Annotated in this window: 14 protein-coding genes and 1 riboswitch; of the genes, 9 read left to right on the plus strand and 5 right to left on the minus strand. The window is 72.0% G+C overall.

The window, feature by feature from the left end; translation table 11 throughout:
* Positions 1–10: 10 nt before the first annotated feature.
* Positions 11–1,342 (minus strand): polysaccharide pyruvyl transferase family protein, encoded by a 1,332-nt coding sequence (locus ACQVFL_RS09210; protein ID WP_396691334.1) that lies wholly within the window; start codon positions 1,340–1,342, stop codon positions 11–13.
* A 197-nt stretch (positions 1,343–1,539) separates the two neighbouring features.
* Between ACQVFL_RS09210 and ACQVFL_RS09215 the strand changes: the two genes are divergently transcribed.
* The 5 genes from ACQVFL_RS09215 (at position 1,540) to ACQVFL_RS09235 (ending at position 6,563) form a co-directional block, all read left to right on the plus strand.
* Entirely contained in the window at positions 1,540–2,760 is a 1,221-nt protein-coding gene (locus tag ACQVFL_RS09215; protein ID WP_396691333.1) for an acyltransferase family protein, read from the plus strand.
* A 124-nt stretch (positions 2,761–2,884) separates the two neighbouring features.
* Complete coding sequence (locus ACQVFL_RS09220; protein ID WP_396691331.1) at positions 2,885–3,286, plus strand: hypothetical protein; 402 nt, start codon at positions 2,885–2,887, stop codon at positions 3,284–3,286.
* Positions 3,287–3,461: 175 nt separating this feature from the next.
* The gene (locus tag ACQVFL_RS09225; protein ID WP_396691330.1) at positions 3,462–4,214 is read left to right on the plus strand and encodes a hypothetical protein; all 753 of its coding nucleotides are present in this window, start codon (positions 3,462–3,464) and stop codon (positions 4,212–4,214) included.
* A 303-nt stretch (positions 4,215–4,517) separates the two neighbouring features.
* A riboswitch (cyclic di-AMP (ydaO/yuaA leader) is annotated at positions 4,518–4,659 on the plus strand.
* Positions 4,660–4,878: 219 nt separating this feature from the next.
* Positions 4,879–5,742: a C39 family peptidase gene (locus ACQVFL_RS09230; RefSeq protein WP_431729164.1), complete on the plus strand. Its 864-nt coding sequence runs from the start codon at positions 4,879–4,881 to the stop codon at positions 5,740–5,742.
* An 86-nt stretch (positions 5,743–5,828) separates the two neighbouring features.
* Positions 5,829–6,563, plus strand: coding sequence for an alpha/beta fold hydrolase (locus ACQVFL_RS09235; protein ID WP_431729165.1), 735 nt, complete (start codon positions 5,829–5,831; stop codon positions 6,561–6,563).
* A 7-nt stretch (positions 6,564–6,570) separates the two neighbouring features.
* On the opposite strand, the gene ACQVFL_RS09240 is transcribed toward ACQVFL_RS09235, so the two are convergent.
* The 4 genes from ACQVFL_RS09240 to ACQVFL_RS09255 form a co-directional block, all read right to left on the minus strand.
* Positions 6,571–8,268 carry a CDP-glycerol glycerophosphotransferase family protein gene (locus ACQVFL_RS09240; RefSeq protein WP_431729166.1) on the minus strand — a complete coding sequence of 566 codons (1,698 nt, stop codon included), beginning with the start codon at positions 8,266–8,268 and terminating at the stop codon, positions 6,571–6,573.
* Between the two features lie 33 nt (positions 8,269–8,301).
* Complete coding sequence (locus ACQVFL_RS09245; RefSeq protein ID WP_431729167.1) at positions 8,302–9,807, minus strand: D-ribitol-5-phosphate cytidylyltransferase; 1,506 nt, start codon at positions 9,805–9,807, stop codon at positions 8,302–8,304.
* Positions 9,808–9,972: 165 nt separating this feature from the next.
* Positions 9,973–10,773: an ABC transporter ATP-binding protein gene (locus ACQVFL_RS09250; RefSeq protein ID WP_396691874.1), complete on the minus strand. Its 801-nt coding sequence runs from the start codon at positions 10,771–10,773 to the stop codon at positions 9,973–9,975.
* Between the two features lie 10 nt (positions 10,774–10,783).
* Positions 10,784–11,683 carry an ABC transporter permease gene (locus ACQVFL_RS09255; protein ID WP_396691321.1) on the minus strand — a complete coding sequence of 300 codons (900 nt, stop codon included), beginning with the start codon at positions 11,681–11,683 and terminating at the stop codon, positions 10,784–10,786.
* Positions 11,684–11,850: 167 nt separating this feature from the next.
* On the opposite strand from ACQVFL_RS09255, the gene ACQVFL_RS09260 reads away from it, so the two are divergent.
* The 4 genes from ACQVFL_RS09260 to ACQVFL_RS09275 all read left to right on the plus strand — a co-directional run bounded on the left by ACQVFL_RS09260 (position 11,851) and on the right by ACQVFL_RS09275 (position 17,493).
* The gene (locus ACQVFL_RS09260) at positions 11,851–12,489 is read left to right on the plus strand and encodes a TetR/AcrR family transcriptional regulator (protein ID WP_396691319.1); all 639 of its coding nucleotides are present in this window, start codon (positions 11,851–11,853) and stop codon (positions 12,487–12,489) included.
* A gap of 178 nt (positions 12,490–12,667) precedes the next feature.
* Complete coding sequence (locus ACQVFL_RS09265; protein WP_396691318.1) at positions 12,668–14,983, plus strand: DUF6077 domain-containing protein; 2,316 nt, start codon at positions 12,668–12,670, stop codon at positions 14,981–14,983.
* Between the two features lie 183 nt (positions 14,984–15,166).
* Positions 15,167–16,924: a CDP-glycerol glycerophosphotransferase family protein gene (locus tag ACQVFL_RS09270; protein WP_396691316.1), complete on the plus strand. Its 1,758-nt coding sequence runs from the start codon at positions 15,167–15,169 to the stop codon at positions 16,922–16,924.
* 257 nt (positions 16,925–17,181) lie between these two features.
* Complete coding sequence (locus tag ACQVFL_RS09275) at positions 17,182–17,493, plus strand: hypothetical protein (protein WP_396691314.1); 312 nt, start codon at positions 17,182–17,184, stop codon at positions 17,491–17,493.
* Positions 17,494–17,604: the final 111 nt, after the last annotated feature.

The following is a 17,604-nucleotide window of genomic DNA, read 5'->3' on the forward strand; positions in this document are numbered from 1 at the left end:
CAGCGTCGGGTTAACGGTTGAGCATGCGGCGCACCGAGCCGGGGACGGCCTTCTTGATCCGGGTGCGGATCCGCTCCGGCCGAGGCATCGCCTGCGACGCCTGCTCGCGGAGTACGGCCTCCTGGTCACGAAGCCACTCGATGCGCTTGACGAGCACCTCGGGGGAGGTGGCCAACGCCGGACGAACGGCCGGCGGGAAGGCGGTCGCCTGCCGGGTGGCGTCGAACACCGCCGCGCTGTCGGCGTCGGCGAAGGAGTTGCCCAGGTTGTGCTTGGCCAGGAACTGGAGCATCGTCTCGTACCGCTGCTTGTGGCCGTTGACCATGCCCGAGTAGTCGGCCTCGTCGTAGAGCTGGGCGGCGTCCACGTCGGCCGGTACGTCGCGCATCACCCGGTGCGGGATCTCGAAGTAGCGGGCCAGCTCCAGGGTGCGCGAGTCGTGTGCGAAGAGGAAGCCCGGCGTGCCGGCGAGCAGCGAGACGATGGTGCCGTGGATGCGGGTGCCGAAGTTGAAGTCGAACCCGGAGAGGTAGTCGATCCACGTCCACGGGTCGACGAACATCCGCACCTTGTCCTCGGTGAACAGCGGGTGCGTGGTGTGGATCGGGATCTCGCTGGTCTTGCCCCGGTCCTCGGGAGCGTCGCCGAAGAGCAGGGTGCCCAGCGTCTTGAGGTCCTGCGGGATGTAGCGCAGGTTCTCGTAGCGCTGGTGGTGCGTCTTGATGATCTTCGCCATCGACTTCACGTACGGTGAGACGGTCAGCGCGATCTTGTCGTACGGGCCGATGAAGGTCTTGCGCTTGTCCACCGGCAGGGTGTCGCCGTGCAGGAACATCGACGGGCAGCCGATCACGTCGACGTTGGAGAAGCCGATCGTCCGCAGGTAGTCGGCGGTGATCTCGCCCCGGACGCCGATGCTCGGCGAACGGTCGAGGACGGCCCGGCAGAAGCGGCTCACCTGGTCGTCGATCGGCCGCAGGTACTCCCGGTCGCCGTCGACGTTCGTCTGCACGCCCACCCCGAGCACCACGACCGGGATCTTCAACCGCTCGATCAGCCGGCTCATCGCGTCGAGCCGGTGGGCGTAGCTGCGCCGGAACGCGTTCGCCAGCGGGACCACGAAGACGTCGTACTCCTCGTTGATCCGGTCGCTGTCACGCATGTTGACGGTGAAGCCGTTGGGCGTGATGGTGGCGGCACGGGTGGCCAGCAGCTTGTTCGCGGCGTGACTGAAGACCAGGTTGCCCGCGTTCTCACCGATCAGGTTCCGTTCGAACGTCTCCTCGGGCGAGTTGACGTCGAAGGGACCCTTCCGGGCCCGCATCAGGATCCGCTGGTGCATCGCTGACTCTGCCTCTCGTCGGTGTGCCGGCCCCCGCCTCGGCACTGCCCAGCGCACCACCGGGCCGGATGGCGGGGTGGGTGCTCATCCAAGTCCCGGGAATAGTAGGCCACCGGAGGACCAGTTGACACCTGAGCCACTTCCGCCCCCGGATGCCCGGTTCGAGGGGGAGTGCCCACACCGGTATGGTGCCCGGAATGACCAGCACCACCGTCGTCGATAGGCCGCCCTCCACCACCCGACGCGGTGACGCCAGCCGATTGCCCTCGTTGACCGGATTACGGTGGATCGCCGCGCTGCTGGTCTTCGGTTTCCACGCCGGCACCATGCGCATCATCGCCGAGCCCGGCCACCAGGCGGTGGTCAGCGAGATCTTCACCCTGGGCCTGTCCGGGGTGCAGTTCTTCTTCATCCTCAGCGGCTTCGTGCTGGTCTGGTCGGCCCGGGTGGGCGACTCCCGCCGTCGGTTCTGGCGTCGACGGATCGCCAAGATCTATCCGAACCACCTGGTGATGTGGGCGCTGGCGATGCTCGCGGCGCTCTGGTTCGCCGACCCGATCAACCCGGTCGCCGCGCTGGAGAACCTGTTCCTGCTCCAGGCGTGGGACCCGCGACCGGGTTACTTCTACAGCGTCAACAACGTGAGCTGGTCGCTCTCCTGCGAGCTGTTCTTCTATCTCTGCCTGCCGCTGGCGTTGCCGCTGGTCCGCCGGGCCAGGCCGTGGATGCTGTGGACCGTGGTGATCGCCATGCCACTGCTCATCCTGGCGCTCTGGCCCGGCCAGTTGCTGGTGCCGGAGCAGAGCCGCTGGTGGTTCGCCCAGATCTTCCCGCTGGTGCGGTCGCTGGAGTTCTGGATGGGCGTGGCCGCCGCCGAGCTGATGCTGCGCGGTCGCTGGCGCGGCCCACGGCTGCCGCTGGCCACCGTGATCTTCGTCGCGACCTGGGTGGCGGCCTCGCAGTGGATCCGGGCCGAGCTGTGGGCGGCGCTGCTGTCCGTGGCGTACGTCCTGGTGATCGCGGCGGCGGCGGACGCCGACGTGCACGGCCGTCGGTCGCCGCTACGCTCTCGTTTGATGGTCTGGCTGGGCGAGGTCTCGTTCGCCTTCTATCTGGTGCACGTCTTCGTGATCATGACGATCCTGCGGCTCACCGGAGACTGGGGCACCGGCCTGCCCGGCTGGTGGGGAGTGCCGGCGGTGATCGGGTTCCTGCTGCTCACCCTGGCGATGGCCGCGTTGCTGCACCGCTACGTGGAGCAGCCGATGATGCGGCGGTTGGCCCCGAGCCGTACGGCCTCCGCCAGGCCGTCCGTGGACACCTCCGCCGGGGCCGACGGCCCGCCCGCCGGGCTGCCGAGGCAGCGCGTGCCGGAGGACGAGCCGCACACCACCGCACGCCACGACCCGTCTCGCTGAGTCCACCGTGGAGGCTGCTCGTCACCGCAGTGACCTGCTGTTTCGTGTGTCGCCGACGGCGCGTCGCCGACCCGACACGCCCGTGGTCGATGCGGTGGGAGGGTGCTGGCGGTAGCCTGACGACGTGCCTCCCGTCGCGCCCACCCGTCCCCTGTGGTGGCTGGCGCGCTGGGCGACCCGGCTACTGACCGGGTTCGCGGTCGCCGCCGCCTTCACCCTCGGCGCCTGGGCGACCTCCGCTCCGGGTGCCCCCGCCGGGCACCCCGCCGACGGGCTCGCCTCGGCCGCCCTCCTCGCGCAGGCGCCCCACACCGGCTGGCACGCCACGTCGCCCGGCGAGGTGATCACGCCGGACGCCACTGTGGCCGTCGACCACGCCGACCCGGCCGGCGTGCCCGGGCTGCTGTCCGAGGCGCGCCCGGAGGCGTACCGGCCCGCCGTGACGGCGGTGGCGGGTCCGGCGGCACCGCCCCCGACGGTGGTCCCACCGGGCGCCCACGGTGCTCGCGCCCCACCCGGCGCCTGACCACTCGCGTCCCGCTGCGGCGCGTCGACCGACTCCGCCGCAGCCCGTCCCGGTGTTCCCGGGACCACTGCCCCCGCGATGCGTCCCCACCGCCCCGCCCGGCCCGTGGCACCCGCCACCGGCGACCGGGTCCGGCGGCCCGCTGTCAGCGCACCACAGCCCACGAGGTCCCGCCATGGAGAAGACCGTTCTCTACCAGTTCCTGATCGAGGTGCCCCGGGCCGCCGCCATCTGGTCGGTGCTGCTCGTGCTCGCGCTGGGCGTGCTCACCGCCATGGTCGCCCGGCCCGAATCGACCGGCGACGACACCGGCCCGGTCGACGACCCCGCCGAGGCCGAGGCGGCCGACCTGCGCCGCTACGCCGGTGAGGTGGCCGTGGCCGCCGCCGGGGCCGCGCAGAACGCGGCACGGCGTCGGGAGGCGTGGCACACCGCTCAGACCGCCCTCGACCGGTCCTGGGCCTCCTACGACGAGGCGGAGAGCCGGGCCCGGCGGCTCGCCGGGGTCACCGCGCTACCCGCGCCCCGCACCCCGCGTACCGCCAGTGAGTACGCCGCCCGGGAGCGCTGGCTGCACCACGCCGCGATGAAGGCGCACTGGCGCGGTGACCTGTCGGCGCGGCAGCTCACCGACGTGCTGGCCCGTCGGGCCGGCTGGGACGCGCGACTGCACCAGGTCGACCAGGAGGTCGTCCTGGCCCGCGTCGTCCGGGACAACCACCGGGCCGCGTACCGGGCCGCCGCCGAGCGGGAACGGGCCGCCTGGCGGGAGGCCGAGTTGGCCGGCGAAGCGGCCCGGGTGCTCTCCGCCGAGGCGTACGCCGCCGCGCAGCGCCTGCGGCCGAATCCGCTCCCGGCGCCCGCCGTCACCACCGTCGCGCGTCCGGCGGCGGCGGTCCTGCGGTGGCGTCCGGCGCGCGTGGGATGAACCGTCGGCCGGATAGTCCGGCCGGATCGGGTGAGCCCGGTCACACCTTCCGCCGGAACGGACACCGGAGCCGGATCCGACCGAGACGGGACGCGAAGCCCGGAGACATTGTCTGCGGGTGGTCCCCTTGTCACCGCCCGTTGCGTCGATCGCCATCGGTCCCGTTGCGCGACATCGATGACCGAACGCCCGAAAATCATCGATCTGGATCATGTTTACGCAGGTCAGGGCGGGTTGGCAGGGCAGTGACCGACCAGTAGTGTCGGCCCGTCCGATGCGGTACCCGATCGCAGGAGGCGACGCCGCATCGACCCGCCTAATCGTGGTCTCACGAACCGGGGACCCACCGCACCACTGGGGTGAATCCGCGAGCCTCGGCTCACGGTAGGGCCGTCTTCCCGCCCGAACCCGTCAGCTAACCCGGTCGGCGGTGTCGGAAGGAGCTTTCCACTCGTGCAGCCCCTCGTCGTACCCCCCTTGTTCCTCCACGGCACCGCGGTGCCCGCGCTCGCCGGGCCGTCGGCCACGAGCTGACTGCGGCCACCGCCCCCGCCCGCTAGCCCGGGCGCAGCCCCTCGCACGGTCGTCCCCGTACTCGGGTGGTCCTCGACAGGTCCTGTCGAGCTGACCGCCGGAGCGGTTCGCCGTGCCTCCCTGAGCCCCCGTGGAGGACTCCGTGAAGCAGACCGTCACGCGCCAGCTACGTCGGCTGGCCACCGAACGCCCCTACCAGGTCGTCGCCGCCTCGGCGGCCGCGCTGGCGCTGGCCACCGGTGCCGGTGCCGTACTCGTCGACACCTCCGACGCCCCGGCCACCGCGCACACCACGACCGCCGTCGCCGAGTTGCGTGGCGACACCGCGGTCTCCCGCGCCGACACCCGGGTGGAGTCGACCCCGTCGACCTCGCCCAGCAGCGCGGCCCCGAGCAGCGCCGCCCCGTCGCCGTCGCCCTCGCCGAAGACCACCTCGGCGGCCCCCTCGCCGGTGGCCAGCAGTGCGAAGGCCGCACCGAAGCCGCCGGCCCGGAAGGTCCTGGACTACGACTTCCAGGCCCAGACCACCGGCTACTACTGCGGTCCGGCCGCGGTACGCAACGCGCTCAGCGCCGCCGGTGTCGACCGTGACCAGGACACCCTGGCCGCGCAGCTCGGCACCACGTACGCCGGCACCAACTCGGCCCTGGACACCACCCGGGTGCTCAACGCCACCGTCAAGGGCGAGCCGTACTCGACCACGATGCTGCGGGGCGGTTCGGCCACCCCGGCCCAGATGGACCAGCTCCAGGCCGACGTGGTGGAGGCGATCACCGACGGGCGCGGTGTCGTGGTGAACGTGGCCGGCAGTGCCACCGACACCGACGGCGGCTGGCACTCCTTCCCCGGTGGCCACTACGTCGCCGTGGTGGGCTACGAGGACGACGGTCGCCTGGTCAAGATCGCCGACTCGGCCGACGCCTCGTACTACTCGTACTGGATGACCACCATCGACCTCGCCCACTGGGCCGCGACCCGCGGCTACTCCTCCTGAGATGTAAGGAAGGGTCCCCTGCTATCGCCTGGTGCATAGCAGGGGACCCTTCCTTACATCCGGGTCCGGGGTGGCAGACTTCGCGCATGAGCGAGGAGTCGGGCGGCCGGGCGGTGCTGGTGCTGCTGCACGGGATGGGTGCCACCGGCGACGTGTGGCTGCCCTGGGCGCCGCTGCTGGAACAACGGTGGCCGGGCCGTTGGTCCGCCCCGGACCTGGCCGGTCACGGCGGCGCGTCGCCGCTGCCGGAGTACTCGTTCACCGCCCTCGCCGACCGGGTCGCGGAGAGCCTCGCCCCGGACGACCGGATCGTCGTACTGGGACACTCGCTCGGCGGGGTGGTCGGGCTGGCGCTGGCCGCCGCCGATCGGGGCGTGCCGGTCGACGCGGTGGTGGGCCTCGGCATCAAGGCGGTGTGGTCCCCGGCGGAGCTGGCCCGCGCCGCCGATCTCGCCGCCCGGCCGGTCACCTGGTTCACCACCCGTGACGAGGCGGCCCGGCGGCATCTGCGTGTGTCCGGCCTGACCGGGCTGCTCAGCCCGGAGCGACCGGCGGTGGACGCCGGGCTGCGGCAGGTGGACGGGCGGTGGCGGCTGGCCATGGACCCGGCCGCCTTCGCCGTCGGCGAACCCGACCTGGCCGCCCTGCTGGCGGCGATCGACGTACCGGTCCTGCTGGCCCGGGGCGAACACGACGCGATGGTCACCGACGCCCAACTCCGGGAGTACGACGTGCCCGTGGTCACGCTGCCCGGTCTCGGGCACAACGCCCACATCGAGGACCCCGCGGCGGTGCTGGCGTTGCTCGACCCCTGGCGCTGAGGACCGCTCAGGTGGCGCTGGGCAGCGCGGCGTCGGTCGTGGTACGCGGTGCCGGGGCACTCCAGGCCGGGTCCAGCTCCCGTCGGGCGGCCGCCAGGAACGCCTCGGCGTACGTCTCGGCGGGGAAGTCGCCCAGGTAGCGCCGCCGGGTCGCCCAGCGCGCCTCGGCGAGCGGATCGGTGTCGAGCAGCCGGGTCAGCACGTCGTCCAGGTCGGACATGTCCCGCCGCAGCACGTAGCCGGTGGCGGCGAGGGGGAACCGCTCGACGAACCGGTCCCCGTCGGCGCCGGTGTCGGTGACCGTGTAGGGCTTGCCCGAGTACAGCCAGTCGGAGACCACCCCGGAGACGTCGGAGATCAACGCGTCCGCCCGGTTCACCGACTCGGCCAGGGTGAGCCGGCCGGCGGCGGCGCCGAAGAGGTGCTGGCGGCCGGTGCGGGACCGGTCGGCGGCGAGCAACTCGTGCAGCCGGGCCAGGCGCCGGGCCGAGGCCGGGTGCTGGTTGGTGTAGGGGTGGGCCCGCAGGATCACCGTGGCGCCCCGGTCGAGCAGCCGTCGCAGCAGCGTCTCGGCCATCGGCAGCGAGCAGTAGTCGGCGTCGGCGTGGTGGCCGGTCCAGGTGGGGGTGTAGAGGACCGTGGGGTTCGCCAGTCCGCGCGTCGGCTGGTGGCGTACCTCGATCGTCTCGACCTGCGGGCGACCCACCACCACGAACTTCTCGGCCGGGATCTCCACTCCGGCCCGGGCGTACCGGTCGATGGCCGCCTCGCCGGCCACGAAGATCCGGTCGAAGATCGCCGACACCGGGTTGGCGCTGGGGGCCTTGTCGCTGTCGCCGTGGTGTAGCTGGACGTGGGTGAGCTGGGTGAACCGGATGCAGTGGCTGTTCTTCGCGCCGTGGTTGACGTAGAACGCCACCCGCAGACTCGGCACCAGCACCTCGTCCATGGTGCGCAGCGTCGGGCAGTAGACCACCGGGGCGGTGGTGGCCGCCGCCACGGCGGGCAGGAACTCCGGTTCCCGCAGCATCACCACGAACGGCCGACCGATCCGTTCGAGGTACGGCAGCCACATGGTGACCTGATACTCCGACCCGGGCGGGGCGGAGAAGTGCAGCACGAACTCCGGCTGGTGGCGACGCAGCGCCCGGGTGACCGCCGACCCGCCGGCCGCCGGCCGGAACCGGCGACGGGCCAGGTCGAGGACGACCACGGCGACGGCGGCGCCGACCGGCAGGCAGATCAGCAGGGCCACCACGGCGGGCAGTCCGGCCAGGGCCGCCACGGCCAGCGCGGCGAGCAGCCCCGCCACCGCGTCGTCTCCTCGGGCGGCGACCTGCGGCACCCAGGTGCGTACCGGCAGGTTGGCGGCGCGGATCTCCAGGTTGCCGGCGGCCCGCAACGGCCCGGTGACCAGCACCAGCCCGAGCAGCACGAGGGCGGCGACCATCAGGAACGGGTCGAAACCGCCGTCGAGCTGCCGGGCGTAGCCGACCAGGATCCCGGCGGCGAGCAGGGCGGTCTCCGCGACGCTGTCGGCGCCGGGTCGCACCCGGCGCTCCCAGACCGTCGCGGCGAGCGCGGCCACCGCCAGCCCGAGCCCCCAGGTGGTCGCGCCGGTGAGCGCGAGCACCAGGAACGCCAGGACCGCCCCGCCGGTGGCCAGGCCCCGGGCGGCCAACTTCGTGACCAGGTCACCACGCATCTCGGCGCTGCCTTCGTGCTCGTCGTCGGTGGGTCAGCCGACGCGGGTGCCGCTGCTGGGCGCGTCGGCCTGGGTGGGTACCGGGGCGGGCGCCGACGCCTCGCCGGGCGGCCGGCGTACGTCGATCACCTGACCGGTGAGCTCCGAGATCAGCACGTCCAGCGAGGCCTGGGCGACGGTCTCGGCGGCGAGCAGGGTGTTCTCGGGCTCCGCGCCGAACGCCTTGGTCCGCATCGGGGTGGCGGTCCGCTCCGGGTTGATGATGTTGACCCGTACGCCGAACTCGGCCCACTCGTCGGAGAGCGCCTGGGTGAGGTTGACCAGCGCCGCCTTGGTGGCCGAGTAGAGCGCGTAGTCGGCCCGTCCCCGGGTGTACGAGCTGGAGGTGTAGAGCAGGAGCTGGCCCTTGGTCTGCTGAAGGTAGGGCAGGGACTGCCGGGCGACGGTCACCGGGCCGACGAAGTTGACCTGGAGCACCCGGTCGATGGTCTCCTGGTCCATCTCGGCCAGCGCGCCCTTCTCCAGGATCCCGGCGGTGACCACGACGTGGTCGATCCGTCCGGTGGCCTCGAAGGCGGCCCGCAGCGCGGCCTCGACGTCCTCCGGCCGCTCCACGTGCGTGCCGGTGCTGGAGCGGCTGAACGGGAAGACCTGGGCACCGTGCCGGCGGGCCAGCTCGGTGAGGTCGTGGCCGATGCCGTAGCTGCCGCCGAAGACGACGATGGTGCGGCCGGTGACCTCCTCGCTGTACGCCCGGTGGTCGGTCAGCCGGGGCACCTTGGCGGCGGCGAGCTGGAACAGCTTGTCCGCCAGGTGCACGTCGACCGGGTGGGTGACCTTGATGTTCTCGTCCGAGCCGTCGATCACCTTGATCGGCACCTCGGGCAGGTAGCGCAGGACCACGCCGCAGTCGTCGGTGGCGGCGAAGTTCGGGTCGCCCGCGGCCCGCCGGTACGCCTCCCGGATGGTGCTCGACCGGAACGCCTGCGGCGTCTGGCCCCGACGCAGCGTCGCGCGGACCGGGATGTCGGTGATGCACTCGTCCTCGTCGACCTGGATGATCGTGTCGGCCGACGGGATGGCCACGTCGACCGCCGCGTACGTCCAGAGGGCGTTCACGCACTCCCGGACGATCCGGCCGCTGAGCAGGGGCCGTACCGCGTCGTGGAAGAGGATGTTGCAGTCGGCCTCGCCGACGGCGTCCAACGCGACCCGGGTGGTGGCGTTGCGGGTGTCGCCGCCCTCGATCACCTTGGTGACCTTGCGGAAGCCGGCCTTGTCGACGATCCGCTGCGCCTCGTCGACGTGCCCGGTGGCCATCAGCACGATGATCTCGTCGATCTCCGGCGCGGCCTCGAAGACGGCCAGGGTGTGCTCGATGATCGGCTTACCGGCGATCTTGAGGAGCTGCTTGGGGATGCCGAGGCCCAGCCGGGTGCCGGTGCCGCCGGCCAGCACCACGGCCACCGTCCGCGAGGGTCGCCACGGTGCCGGGCTCTCCGGCCGGCTGCCCGGGTCGGTGGTCTGGTCCTGCGTCATTGCCGGTCCTCGCTCTCGGGGGTACATGGTTCGGTGAGGTGGTGTGGGTGGGGGGTTGTCGCCGGCCCCGGCGACGCGTTGAACCTTAACGCGCGGACCGCGTCACCCCAACGGGCCGACGCGGTCCGCGCGACGCCCTGCGGGCGTCGGACGTTCACCCGGACTCTACTTGCCGTTCGTGAACGCCTCGTAGGCCTTCAATACCTCGGCGGTCGGCCCGTCCATCCGGATCAGGCCCGATTCCAGCCAGATTGTCCGTTCGCAGGTGTCCCGGACCGAGGAGAGCTGGTGGCTCACCAGGAACACCGTTCCGGCGCTCTCCCGCAGCTCGCGTACCCGCTTCTCGCTGCGCTTGCGGAACGCCTTGTCGCCGGTGGCCAGCGCCTCGTCGATCAACAGCACGTCGTGCTGCTTGGCCGCCGCGATGGAGAAGCGCAACCGGGCCGACATGCCGGACGAGTACGTCCGCATCGGCAGGGAGGCGAAGTCGCCCCGCTGGTTGATCCCGGAGAACTCGATGATCTCCGGGAGCTTGCGCTGGACCTCGGCCGGGCGCATGCCCATGGCCAGGCAGCCGAGCGTGACGTTGCGCTCACCGGGCAGGTCGTTGAGCAGCGCCGCGTTCACCCCGAGCAGCGACGGCTGCCCCTGGGTGTAGACCGCGCCGCGCTCCACCGGCAGCAGGCCGGCGATGGCCCGCAGCAGCGTCGACTTGCCGGAGCCGTTGGTGCCGATCAGCCCGATCGCCTCACCCCGGTACGCGGTGAAGGTGACCCCGCGCACCGCGTGCACCTCGCGCACGTTCGGCGCCGAGGTGCGGCTCACCATCCGTTTGAACGCGGCCACCGGGCTGGTGTTGCCGGCGGCGCCCTTGTGGATCCGATAGACGATGTGCGCGTCGTCCACCACCACGGTCGGGATCCGGTCCTGGATCCGGGGCAGGGTGACCGTCACGTCGTTGGACATCTCGAGGTGATCAACCACGACCGTACTCCTGTTCGCCGCGCCAGAAGAAGAGGTAGCCGCCGACGCCCATCACGACCGCCCAGCCGACCGCGATCAGCCAGGTCAGCGGCAGCGAGTCGTTGAGCAGCGGAGTCTCCTCCAGCAGGGCGCTGCGGGCCAGCTCGATGTAGACCAGCATCGGGTTGAACTGCACGATCCCGGTGGCCCAGCCGGGCAGGTTGTCGGAGAACAGCGTCACGCTGTAGAGCACCCCGGAGCCGTACATCCAGGCCCGCAGCACGAAGGGCATGACCTGCTTGAGGTCGGTGGCCTTGGCGCCCAGCCGGGCCACCACCATGGTCAACCCGGCGTTGAACACCGTCTGGAGCAGCACCGCCGGCACCAGCATCAGCCACATCAGGGTGATCGGCTCACCGGTGGCCACCACGATGCAGACCAGCACCACCAGCGAGCCGAGGAGTTGCTGGAACTGGGTGGTGGTGATGGCCAGCGGCAGGCAGGCCCGGGGGAAGTGCAGGGCCCGGATCAGGCCGAGGTTGCCGCTGATCGCCTGGGTGCCCTGCTGCACCGTGGTCTGGGTGAAGTTGAAGATGAACAGACCGGTGGTGAGGTAGGCGATGAAGTTCGGGATGCCCCGGCTCTGCTCCAGCACCACGCCGAAGATCAGGTAGTAGACCGCCGCGTTGGTCAGCGGGGTGAGCACCTGCCAGAGCTGCCCGAGCCGGGCGTTGCTGAACGAGGCGGTCAACTTGGCGTTGGCGTACGCGGTGATGAAGTGCCGGTAACGCCACAGCTCACCGCTGTAGCGGCGGAGTGACGGCCGCTCGCCGGCCACCCGCAGGCCGTGGCGGGCGGCCAGTTGCGCGGGAGTGAGGCCGGAATCGGGGTCGGCCAGCGCGGTGTTGGCCATGGGGATGGGCGCTCCGATCTGTCGTGCGGCGGATACGTTCGCGACGATGGAATCTAGCGTGGAGCGCCGCCTCGCCGCTGCGTGGACAGTAGTCCGAAAGACGTCGGGACGCAACCGTACCGTCGTTGCGCTACATTGTTCCTCGTGACAGTCGAGAAGAGTCCCAGGTGACGACCGGGAAGAGACGTACGCCGGCCGGTGCGGCGGTGCTCCGTGGCGAGATCACCACGGCCATCCGCCGGGCCCTGATGCAGGAACTCGCGGCGGTCGGCTACGGCCGGCTCTCCATCGAGGCGGTGGCGCGCCGGGCCGGGGTCAGCAAGACCGCCATCTACCGCCGGTGGAACTCGAAGCTCGACCTGGTGCTGGAGGTGGTGGCCGCCGCAGCCGGTGGCCGGCTGCCCGCGCTGGACACCGGCAGCCTGCGCGGTGACCTGGCGCTGCTGTTCCAGGTGGTGGCGCACGCCCTGCGGCACCCGCTCGCCGCGCAGATCATCCCCGACCTGCTCGCCGAGGCGGCCCGCAACCCGACCATCGACGAGACCCTCCAGCAGGTGCTGCGCGCCCGGCAGCAGGAGGTCGTCGGTCGGCTGATCGGTCGCGCGGTCGAGCGCGGCGAGGTGACCGCCGACCTCGACCGGGACGCCGCGGTCGACCTGATCGTGGGTCCGCTCTACTGGCGGCTCGCCGTCGCCCGTGCCCCGCTGACGGACAGCTACCTGGAGACCCTGGTCGAGTCGGTGGCCCGTGGGCTCGGCGCCCCGGACCCGCTGCCCCGGCCGCGTACGGCCCCGGCCGGGGGTTGAGTCGGCCCAGCTCTGGGTACCGCTGGCAGGCATCGGGCATCGGGCCCGCGCGTCACTGCGCGTCGGCTCGACTCGACACCCGGGATGACTACGCTCGGTGTGGTTCGCGGGGTCTGCCAGACGGCCGTGGAGTGTCCAGCCGCACCCGCACGTACGACGACAAGGACGCAGTGTGTCGATGACCGACCAGACCGTCACCGAGCCCGCTCCGGCGGCGGCCGACGGACCGACCGGTCCCACCGCCACCCCACCCGGCCCGCAGCCTTCACCCTGGCGGTACGTCCGGGCCGGTCTGCGCGGGCTCGGGGCGGGGATCGCCGCGATCCCGGCCGTGCTGACCGACGTCGCGGTGCTGGCCTTCGCACTCTGGACGCTGCTCTACCACGTCGGCCTGCCGCTCGGCTGGGCCCCGTCGTCGACCCTCCGGATCTGGCTGGTGACCGGCCCGGCGCTGGCGCTGCTCGCGGTGCTGGTCCGGGTGGGTCAGTGGGCCCTGCGTCGTCGTGCCGCCCGACCCGCGACGCCCACCGACCCGACGGATCCCGACACCACCACGGGTCCCGACACCACCACTAGTCCCGACGCCACCACGGGTCCCGACACCACGACCGGCGCGGACGCGCCGACGCGCGCCGGGACGACGCCGGACGCGACGCCGACCGAGGACACGGACACCTCTGCCGGTACGCCGACCGGCCGGACCGCCCGGATGCCGGTCGCCCAGCGCCTGGCGACGGCGGTCGTGCTGCTCTTCGGCGTGGCGGCGGCGGTCACCGCGGGCCTGGCCGGTACCCCGGCAGGCGAGAACATCTCCTGGTGGTGGCCCGCCTCGACCGGAGCGGTCGCCGCCGTCGGCATGGTGGTGCTGACCGTCTGGACGTGGCGGCGCATCCCGCCGGACCGGCCCTCCGCGCCCGCCCCGAACGCCTGGCAGTCGCTGTACGCGTTGCTGATCTCCGGCGTGGCGGCGGCGGCCTCGCTCTACATCGCCCGCAACACCCCCGACGACGTCTACTACGTGGGCCGGTCGGTGTGGGTGGCCGAACGCGACATCGTCCCGCTCAACGACTTCCTGTTCAGCGAGAACGTGCTCCCGGCGATGGCGTCGCTGCCGCCGACCGCCAGCATCGAGGTGCTGGCCGGCGCGCTGGGCCGGTTCCTCGACATGCACGCCTCCTCGGCTACCTGGTTCCTGCTGCTGCCGGTGATGGCGGTGCTCGCCGTACTCGCGCTCTGGCGGGTGGTGCACCGGTGGGCGCCGCGCCGCCCGGTGCTGGCCTTCACCGTGGCCGCCGCGTTCCTCGCGCTGGTCGCCGGCTCGGACGCCGCGCTGGGCACGTTCCACCTGCCCCGGCTGTACGAGGGCAAGGGCATGTTCGTCTCGGCTGTCGTGCCGTTGATGTGGTACTACCTGACCCGCTGGTTCGACGACGGGCGCAAGCGTCACCTGGTGCTCGTCTTCGCGCTGTCGGTCACCGCCATCGGGCTGACCACCACGGCGGCGATCATCCTGCCGATGCTGGTCGGCGGGGCGGCGCTGATGATGCTGCTGGTCGGGCGCTGGAAGTCGGCACTGCTGGTCGGTGTCGTCGCCCTGGCGTACCCGGTCGGCTCGGTGGTGTTGACCCAGATCGTGCTGGGGCAGGGCACCGCGGACGGGGCCGACGCGGTCGCGTACGACGCCGCGTACACCTACCGGCGCACCTTCGAGATCGGCATCGTCGGCGTGATCGGCGGACTCGCGCTGTGGTGCGGGCCGCTGCTGGCCCGTCGCCGTACGGCCGGACTGCTGGCGGCCGGCGGTGCGCTGACGCTGAGCGTGCTGATGGTGCCCGGGGTGCTGGAGTGGCTCGGCGCGCTGACCGGCATCTCGGTGGTGCTCTGGCGGGTGCCGTGGCTGCTCGCCCTGCCCGCACTGATCGGGCTGCTCTGCACGGTCTGGCTGCCCACCCGGTTCCGCTCGGTACGGGCGCTGGTGGGCGTGGTGCTGGCCGGCTCGATGATCGCCTCGTTCGCGGTCTACGCCACTCCGATGTGGTCCGAACGGAGCTGGGTGGAGATGCGCGACCGACCGAGCTGGAAGATCCCGGAGCGGCGGCAGGTCATCGCGGAGTGGATCGTCACCCTCGACCGGCCGGACGGCTTCCTGCTCGCCCCGGCCACCATCATGCGGGCCATGCCGATGGTGACCAGCGAGGTCCGGGTGGTGCTGCCGCGCGACTTCTATCTGGTCGAGTACGACCTGGAGTCGCAGTTCGCGAAGGACCGCCTGCTGCTGACCCGGTTCTCCGACGGGGGGCCGGCGGAGGGACGGCCGACCCGGGACGAGGTGTCCGAGGCGTTGGAGCGGTTGGACGTGGGGACGATCTGCGTCTACAACGGCAACCGGTTCGCCCGACGGACCGCGGCCCGTCTCGGCTACACCGAGTTCGCCGAGTTGCCGCCCCCGGTGCCCGATCAGCCGGGCGGGGTCACCTGTCTGCGTCGGGACTGACGCGTCCGGCGGATTTCGGATCGGTTACGTGTGCCGTCCGTTTCGCGTGGTCGACGGTTTGGGCGAAAGATGCCGGATACCCGAGCGTTGTCCCGGCGAGGTTTCGCGTTAAGGTCGCAGCTACGCTGGCGGCCGTTCGAGGCGTATCCAGCCGGTCATCGATCTCGTTAGGGAGCGTACTCGTTGTTCGGCATGTTGAGTTCACGCGTCGGCGTCGCCGCGCGTGGCGCCCTGCTGGTGGCGTCCTACCTGGTGTTACTCGCCGCTGGCGCGCTCGGCTGGGTGGTCCTCTTCGCGGTCGCCGGGACGGCGGCGGTGTTGGGCGAGTTCGCCGTGGAGCGGTGGTCACCGGCCACCGCGACCCTGCTGCAGAAGGTCGGCATCAACCGGGTCTACCGGCAGTTGGGCCGGGACCTGTCGGTGGTGCTGCTGGTCGCCTCCCAGGTGTCGCTGACCGGCACCGAGCTGACCCTGCTGCTCCTGCTGCCCGCCGGGGTGTGGCTGATCGCCGTCTTCGCCGGGGCGTTCAACCGGATGATCGACCGGCGCAACCCGGTCTCCGCCCTGGTCCGCAACATCGACCTGGGCCGGATGCGGTCCGCCCCCCGCCCGCCGGAATGGGCCGCCGAGGTGGCCGGTGACCGGTTGCCGTGGACGAACGTCCTGCTCATCCCGGCCGCCGTGGTGGCCGTCGCCGCCGACGACGTGACGCCGGTCTTCCTCGCCGGTCTGGTGGCCGTCGGGCTGGCCGGGGTGATCGGCGGCATCGTCGCCCTCACCTGGCTGCGTGGCCGGGGCACCGGGCAGAGCCCGCAACTGCCGGCCGTGCAGAACTGGCTCAACAGCTACCGCCCGGAGGTGGCGCTCTACTTCGCCGGCCCGGCCAAGGACGTCTACCAGGCGAACATGTGGCTGGCGCCGATCGAGGCGCTGGGCCGCCGCGCGGTGGTGCTGATGCGCAGCCGGGACGCCTTCGTGGAGCTGGCCGACACCCGGCTGCCGGTGATCTTCGTGCCGGCCGCGCCGGACTTCATGAACCTGGACAAGAGCAGCATCCGGGCCACCCTGTACGCCGCCAACGTCGGGCCGAACATCCACATGCTGCGTGAGCCCGGCATGAAGCACGTCTTCGTCGGGCACGGCGACAGCGACAAGGCGGCCAGCGTCAACCCGTACAGCAAGGTGTACGACGAGGTGTGGGTCGCCGGCCTGGCCGGTCGGGAGCGGTACGCGCGGGCCGGGGTGGGCGTGCTGGACGCCGACATCGTGGAGATCGGCCGTCCGCAGTTGGCCGGTGTGCACACCTTCGGCTCGGAGGCCGTCGACCGGCCGTTCACCGTGCTGTACGCGCCGACCTGGGAGGGTTGGCTCGACGACGACCCGTACCACACCTCGCTGATGCTGATGGGGGACCGGATCGTGGCCACGCTGCTGGCCACCCGTCCCGCCGTCCGGCTGATCTACAAGCCGCACCCGTTGACCGGCACCCGGTCCAAGCAGGCCAAGGCGGTGCACCAGCGGATCGTCGAGCGGATCCGGGCGGCCGGCGGCGACGTCGACGCGAGCGGCCTGGACGGGCCGGCGCACCGGGTGGTCACCGGCCGGGTGCCCGCGCTGTTCGACTGCTTCAACCAGACCGACCTGCTGATCAGCGACGTCTCCAGCGTGGTCTCGGACTTCGTGCAGAGCCAGCGGCCGTACGTGGTGGCCAACCCGGCCGGGCTGCCCGAGGACGAGTTCCGGCGGACCTTCCCCACCTCGCGGGCGGCGTACCTGCTCGCGGCGGACTGCGGTGAGCTGGAGAAGATCGTCGCGGTGACCCGGGCCGGTGACGACCCGATGACCGACGCCCGTCGGGACCTGAAGACCTATCTGCTCGGCCCGGCCGAGGCGAACCCGATGGACCGGTTCGCCGAGGAGATCGGGCGGCTCTGCCACTGACCGCTCCGCGACCGCCACGCGCCCGGGACGACCTGTCGTTCCGGGCGCGTCGCCGTCCGGCGTCGGACTGGGCACCGGCGGCGGGTCGCGTCGTCGTCCGGCACCGGGCCGGGCCGCCGTCCGACATGCGGCGCGGCGTCGGTCCGGCCCGCAAGCGAGCCGGCGGCGGCGCGCCGGGACCGGTTTTGTCCGGTACGCGCCCGGCCGGGCGCGCGGACGGGCATGCTCGGAGGCAGGTCGCGGGAGAGGGGACGGGCGTGGAGAGCTACCACGAGGACTGGACCGACAGCCAGCGGGCGCTCTACGACGAGTGCTACCGGGCCGGTGCGGACTGGGCCGGCGACCCCGACACCGCCGCCGAGGACGTACAGCAGGTGATCAACCTCGGCCAGGCCGACGACGACACGCTCGCCGACGCCGAGATCGACTTCCCGCCGCTGGTGGACGCGGTCACCGAGGCCACGGGCGAGCTGGTCACCACCGTGCCGGCCAGTCACGACGACCCGGCCTTCCGGGGCTTCACGGACGGCGTACGCGACGCCACCGCCGACGAGGTCTTCGGCCTCTGACTCACCGTCACCCGGTCCTGGGCCTGTCACCCGGGGCGGTTGTCTGCGACCATCTAAGGTCAGTTCCGCCGACCGTGACCCCACGGCCGGTGGAGTCCGACCGGGACCATG

The sequence above is a fragment of the Verrucosispora sp. TAA-831 genome, assembly GCF_050780145.1.
Classification (GTDB): domain Bacteria; phylum Actinomycetota; class Actinomycetes; order Mycobacteriales; family Micromonosporaceae; genus Micromonospora.

Excerpts from the sequence above, each read along its gene's own strand:
- ACQVFL_RS09210 (WP_396691334.1), bottom strand. The coding sequence starts at position 1,342 with ATGCACCAGCGGATCCTGATGCGGGCCCGGAAGGGTCCCTTCGACGTC.
- ACQVFL_RS09215 (WP_396691333.1), top strand. The coding sequence starts at position 1,540 with ATGACCAGCACCACCGTCGTCGATAGGCCGCCCTCCACCACCCGACGC.
- ACQVFL_RS09225 (WP_396691330.1), top strand. The coding sequence starts at position 3,462 with ATGGAGAAGACCGTTCTCTACCAGTTCCTGATCGAGGTGCCCCGGGCC.
- ACQVFL_RS09235 (WP_431729165.1), top strand. The coding sequence starts at position 5,829 with ATGAGCGAGGAGTCGGGCGGCCGGGCGGTGCTGGTGCTGCTGCACGGG.
- ACQVFL_RS09240 (WP_431729166.1), bottom strand. The coding sequence starts at position 8,268 with ATGCGTGGTGACCTGGTCACGAAGTTGGCCGCCCGGGGCCTGGCCACC.
- ACQVFL_RS09245 (WP_431729167.1), bottom strand. The coding sequence starts at position 9,807 with ATGACGCAGGACCAGACCACCGACCCGGGCAGCCGGCCGGAGAGCCCG.
- ACQVFL_RS09250 (WP_396691874.1), bottom strand. The coding sequence starts at position 10,773 with ATGTCCAACGACGTGACGGTCACCCTGCCCCGGATCCAGGACCGGATC.
- ACQVFL_RS09255 (WP_396691321.1), bottom strand. The coding sequence starts at position 11,683 with ATGGCCAACACCGCGCTGGCCGACCCCGATTCCGGCCTCACTCCCGCG.
- ACQVFL_RS09265 (WP_396691318.1), top strand. The coding sequence starts at position 12,668 with ATGACCGACCAGACCGTCACCGAGCCCGCTCCGGCGGCGGCCGACGGA.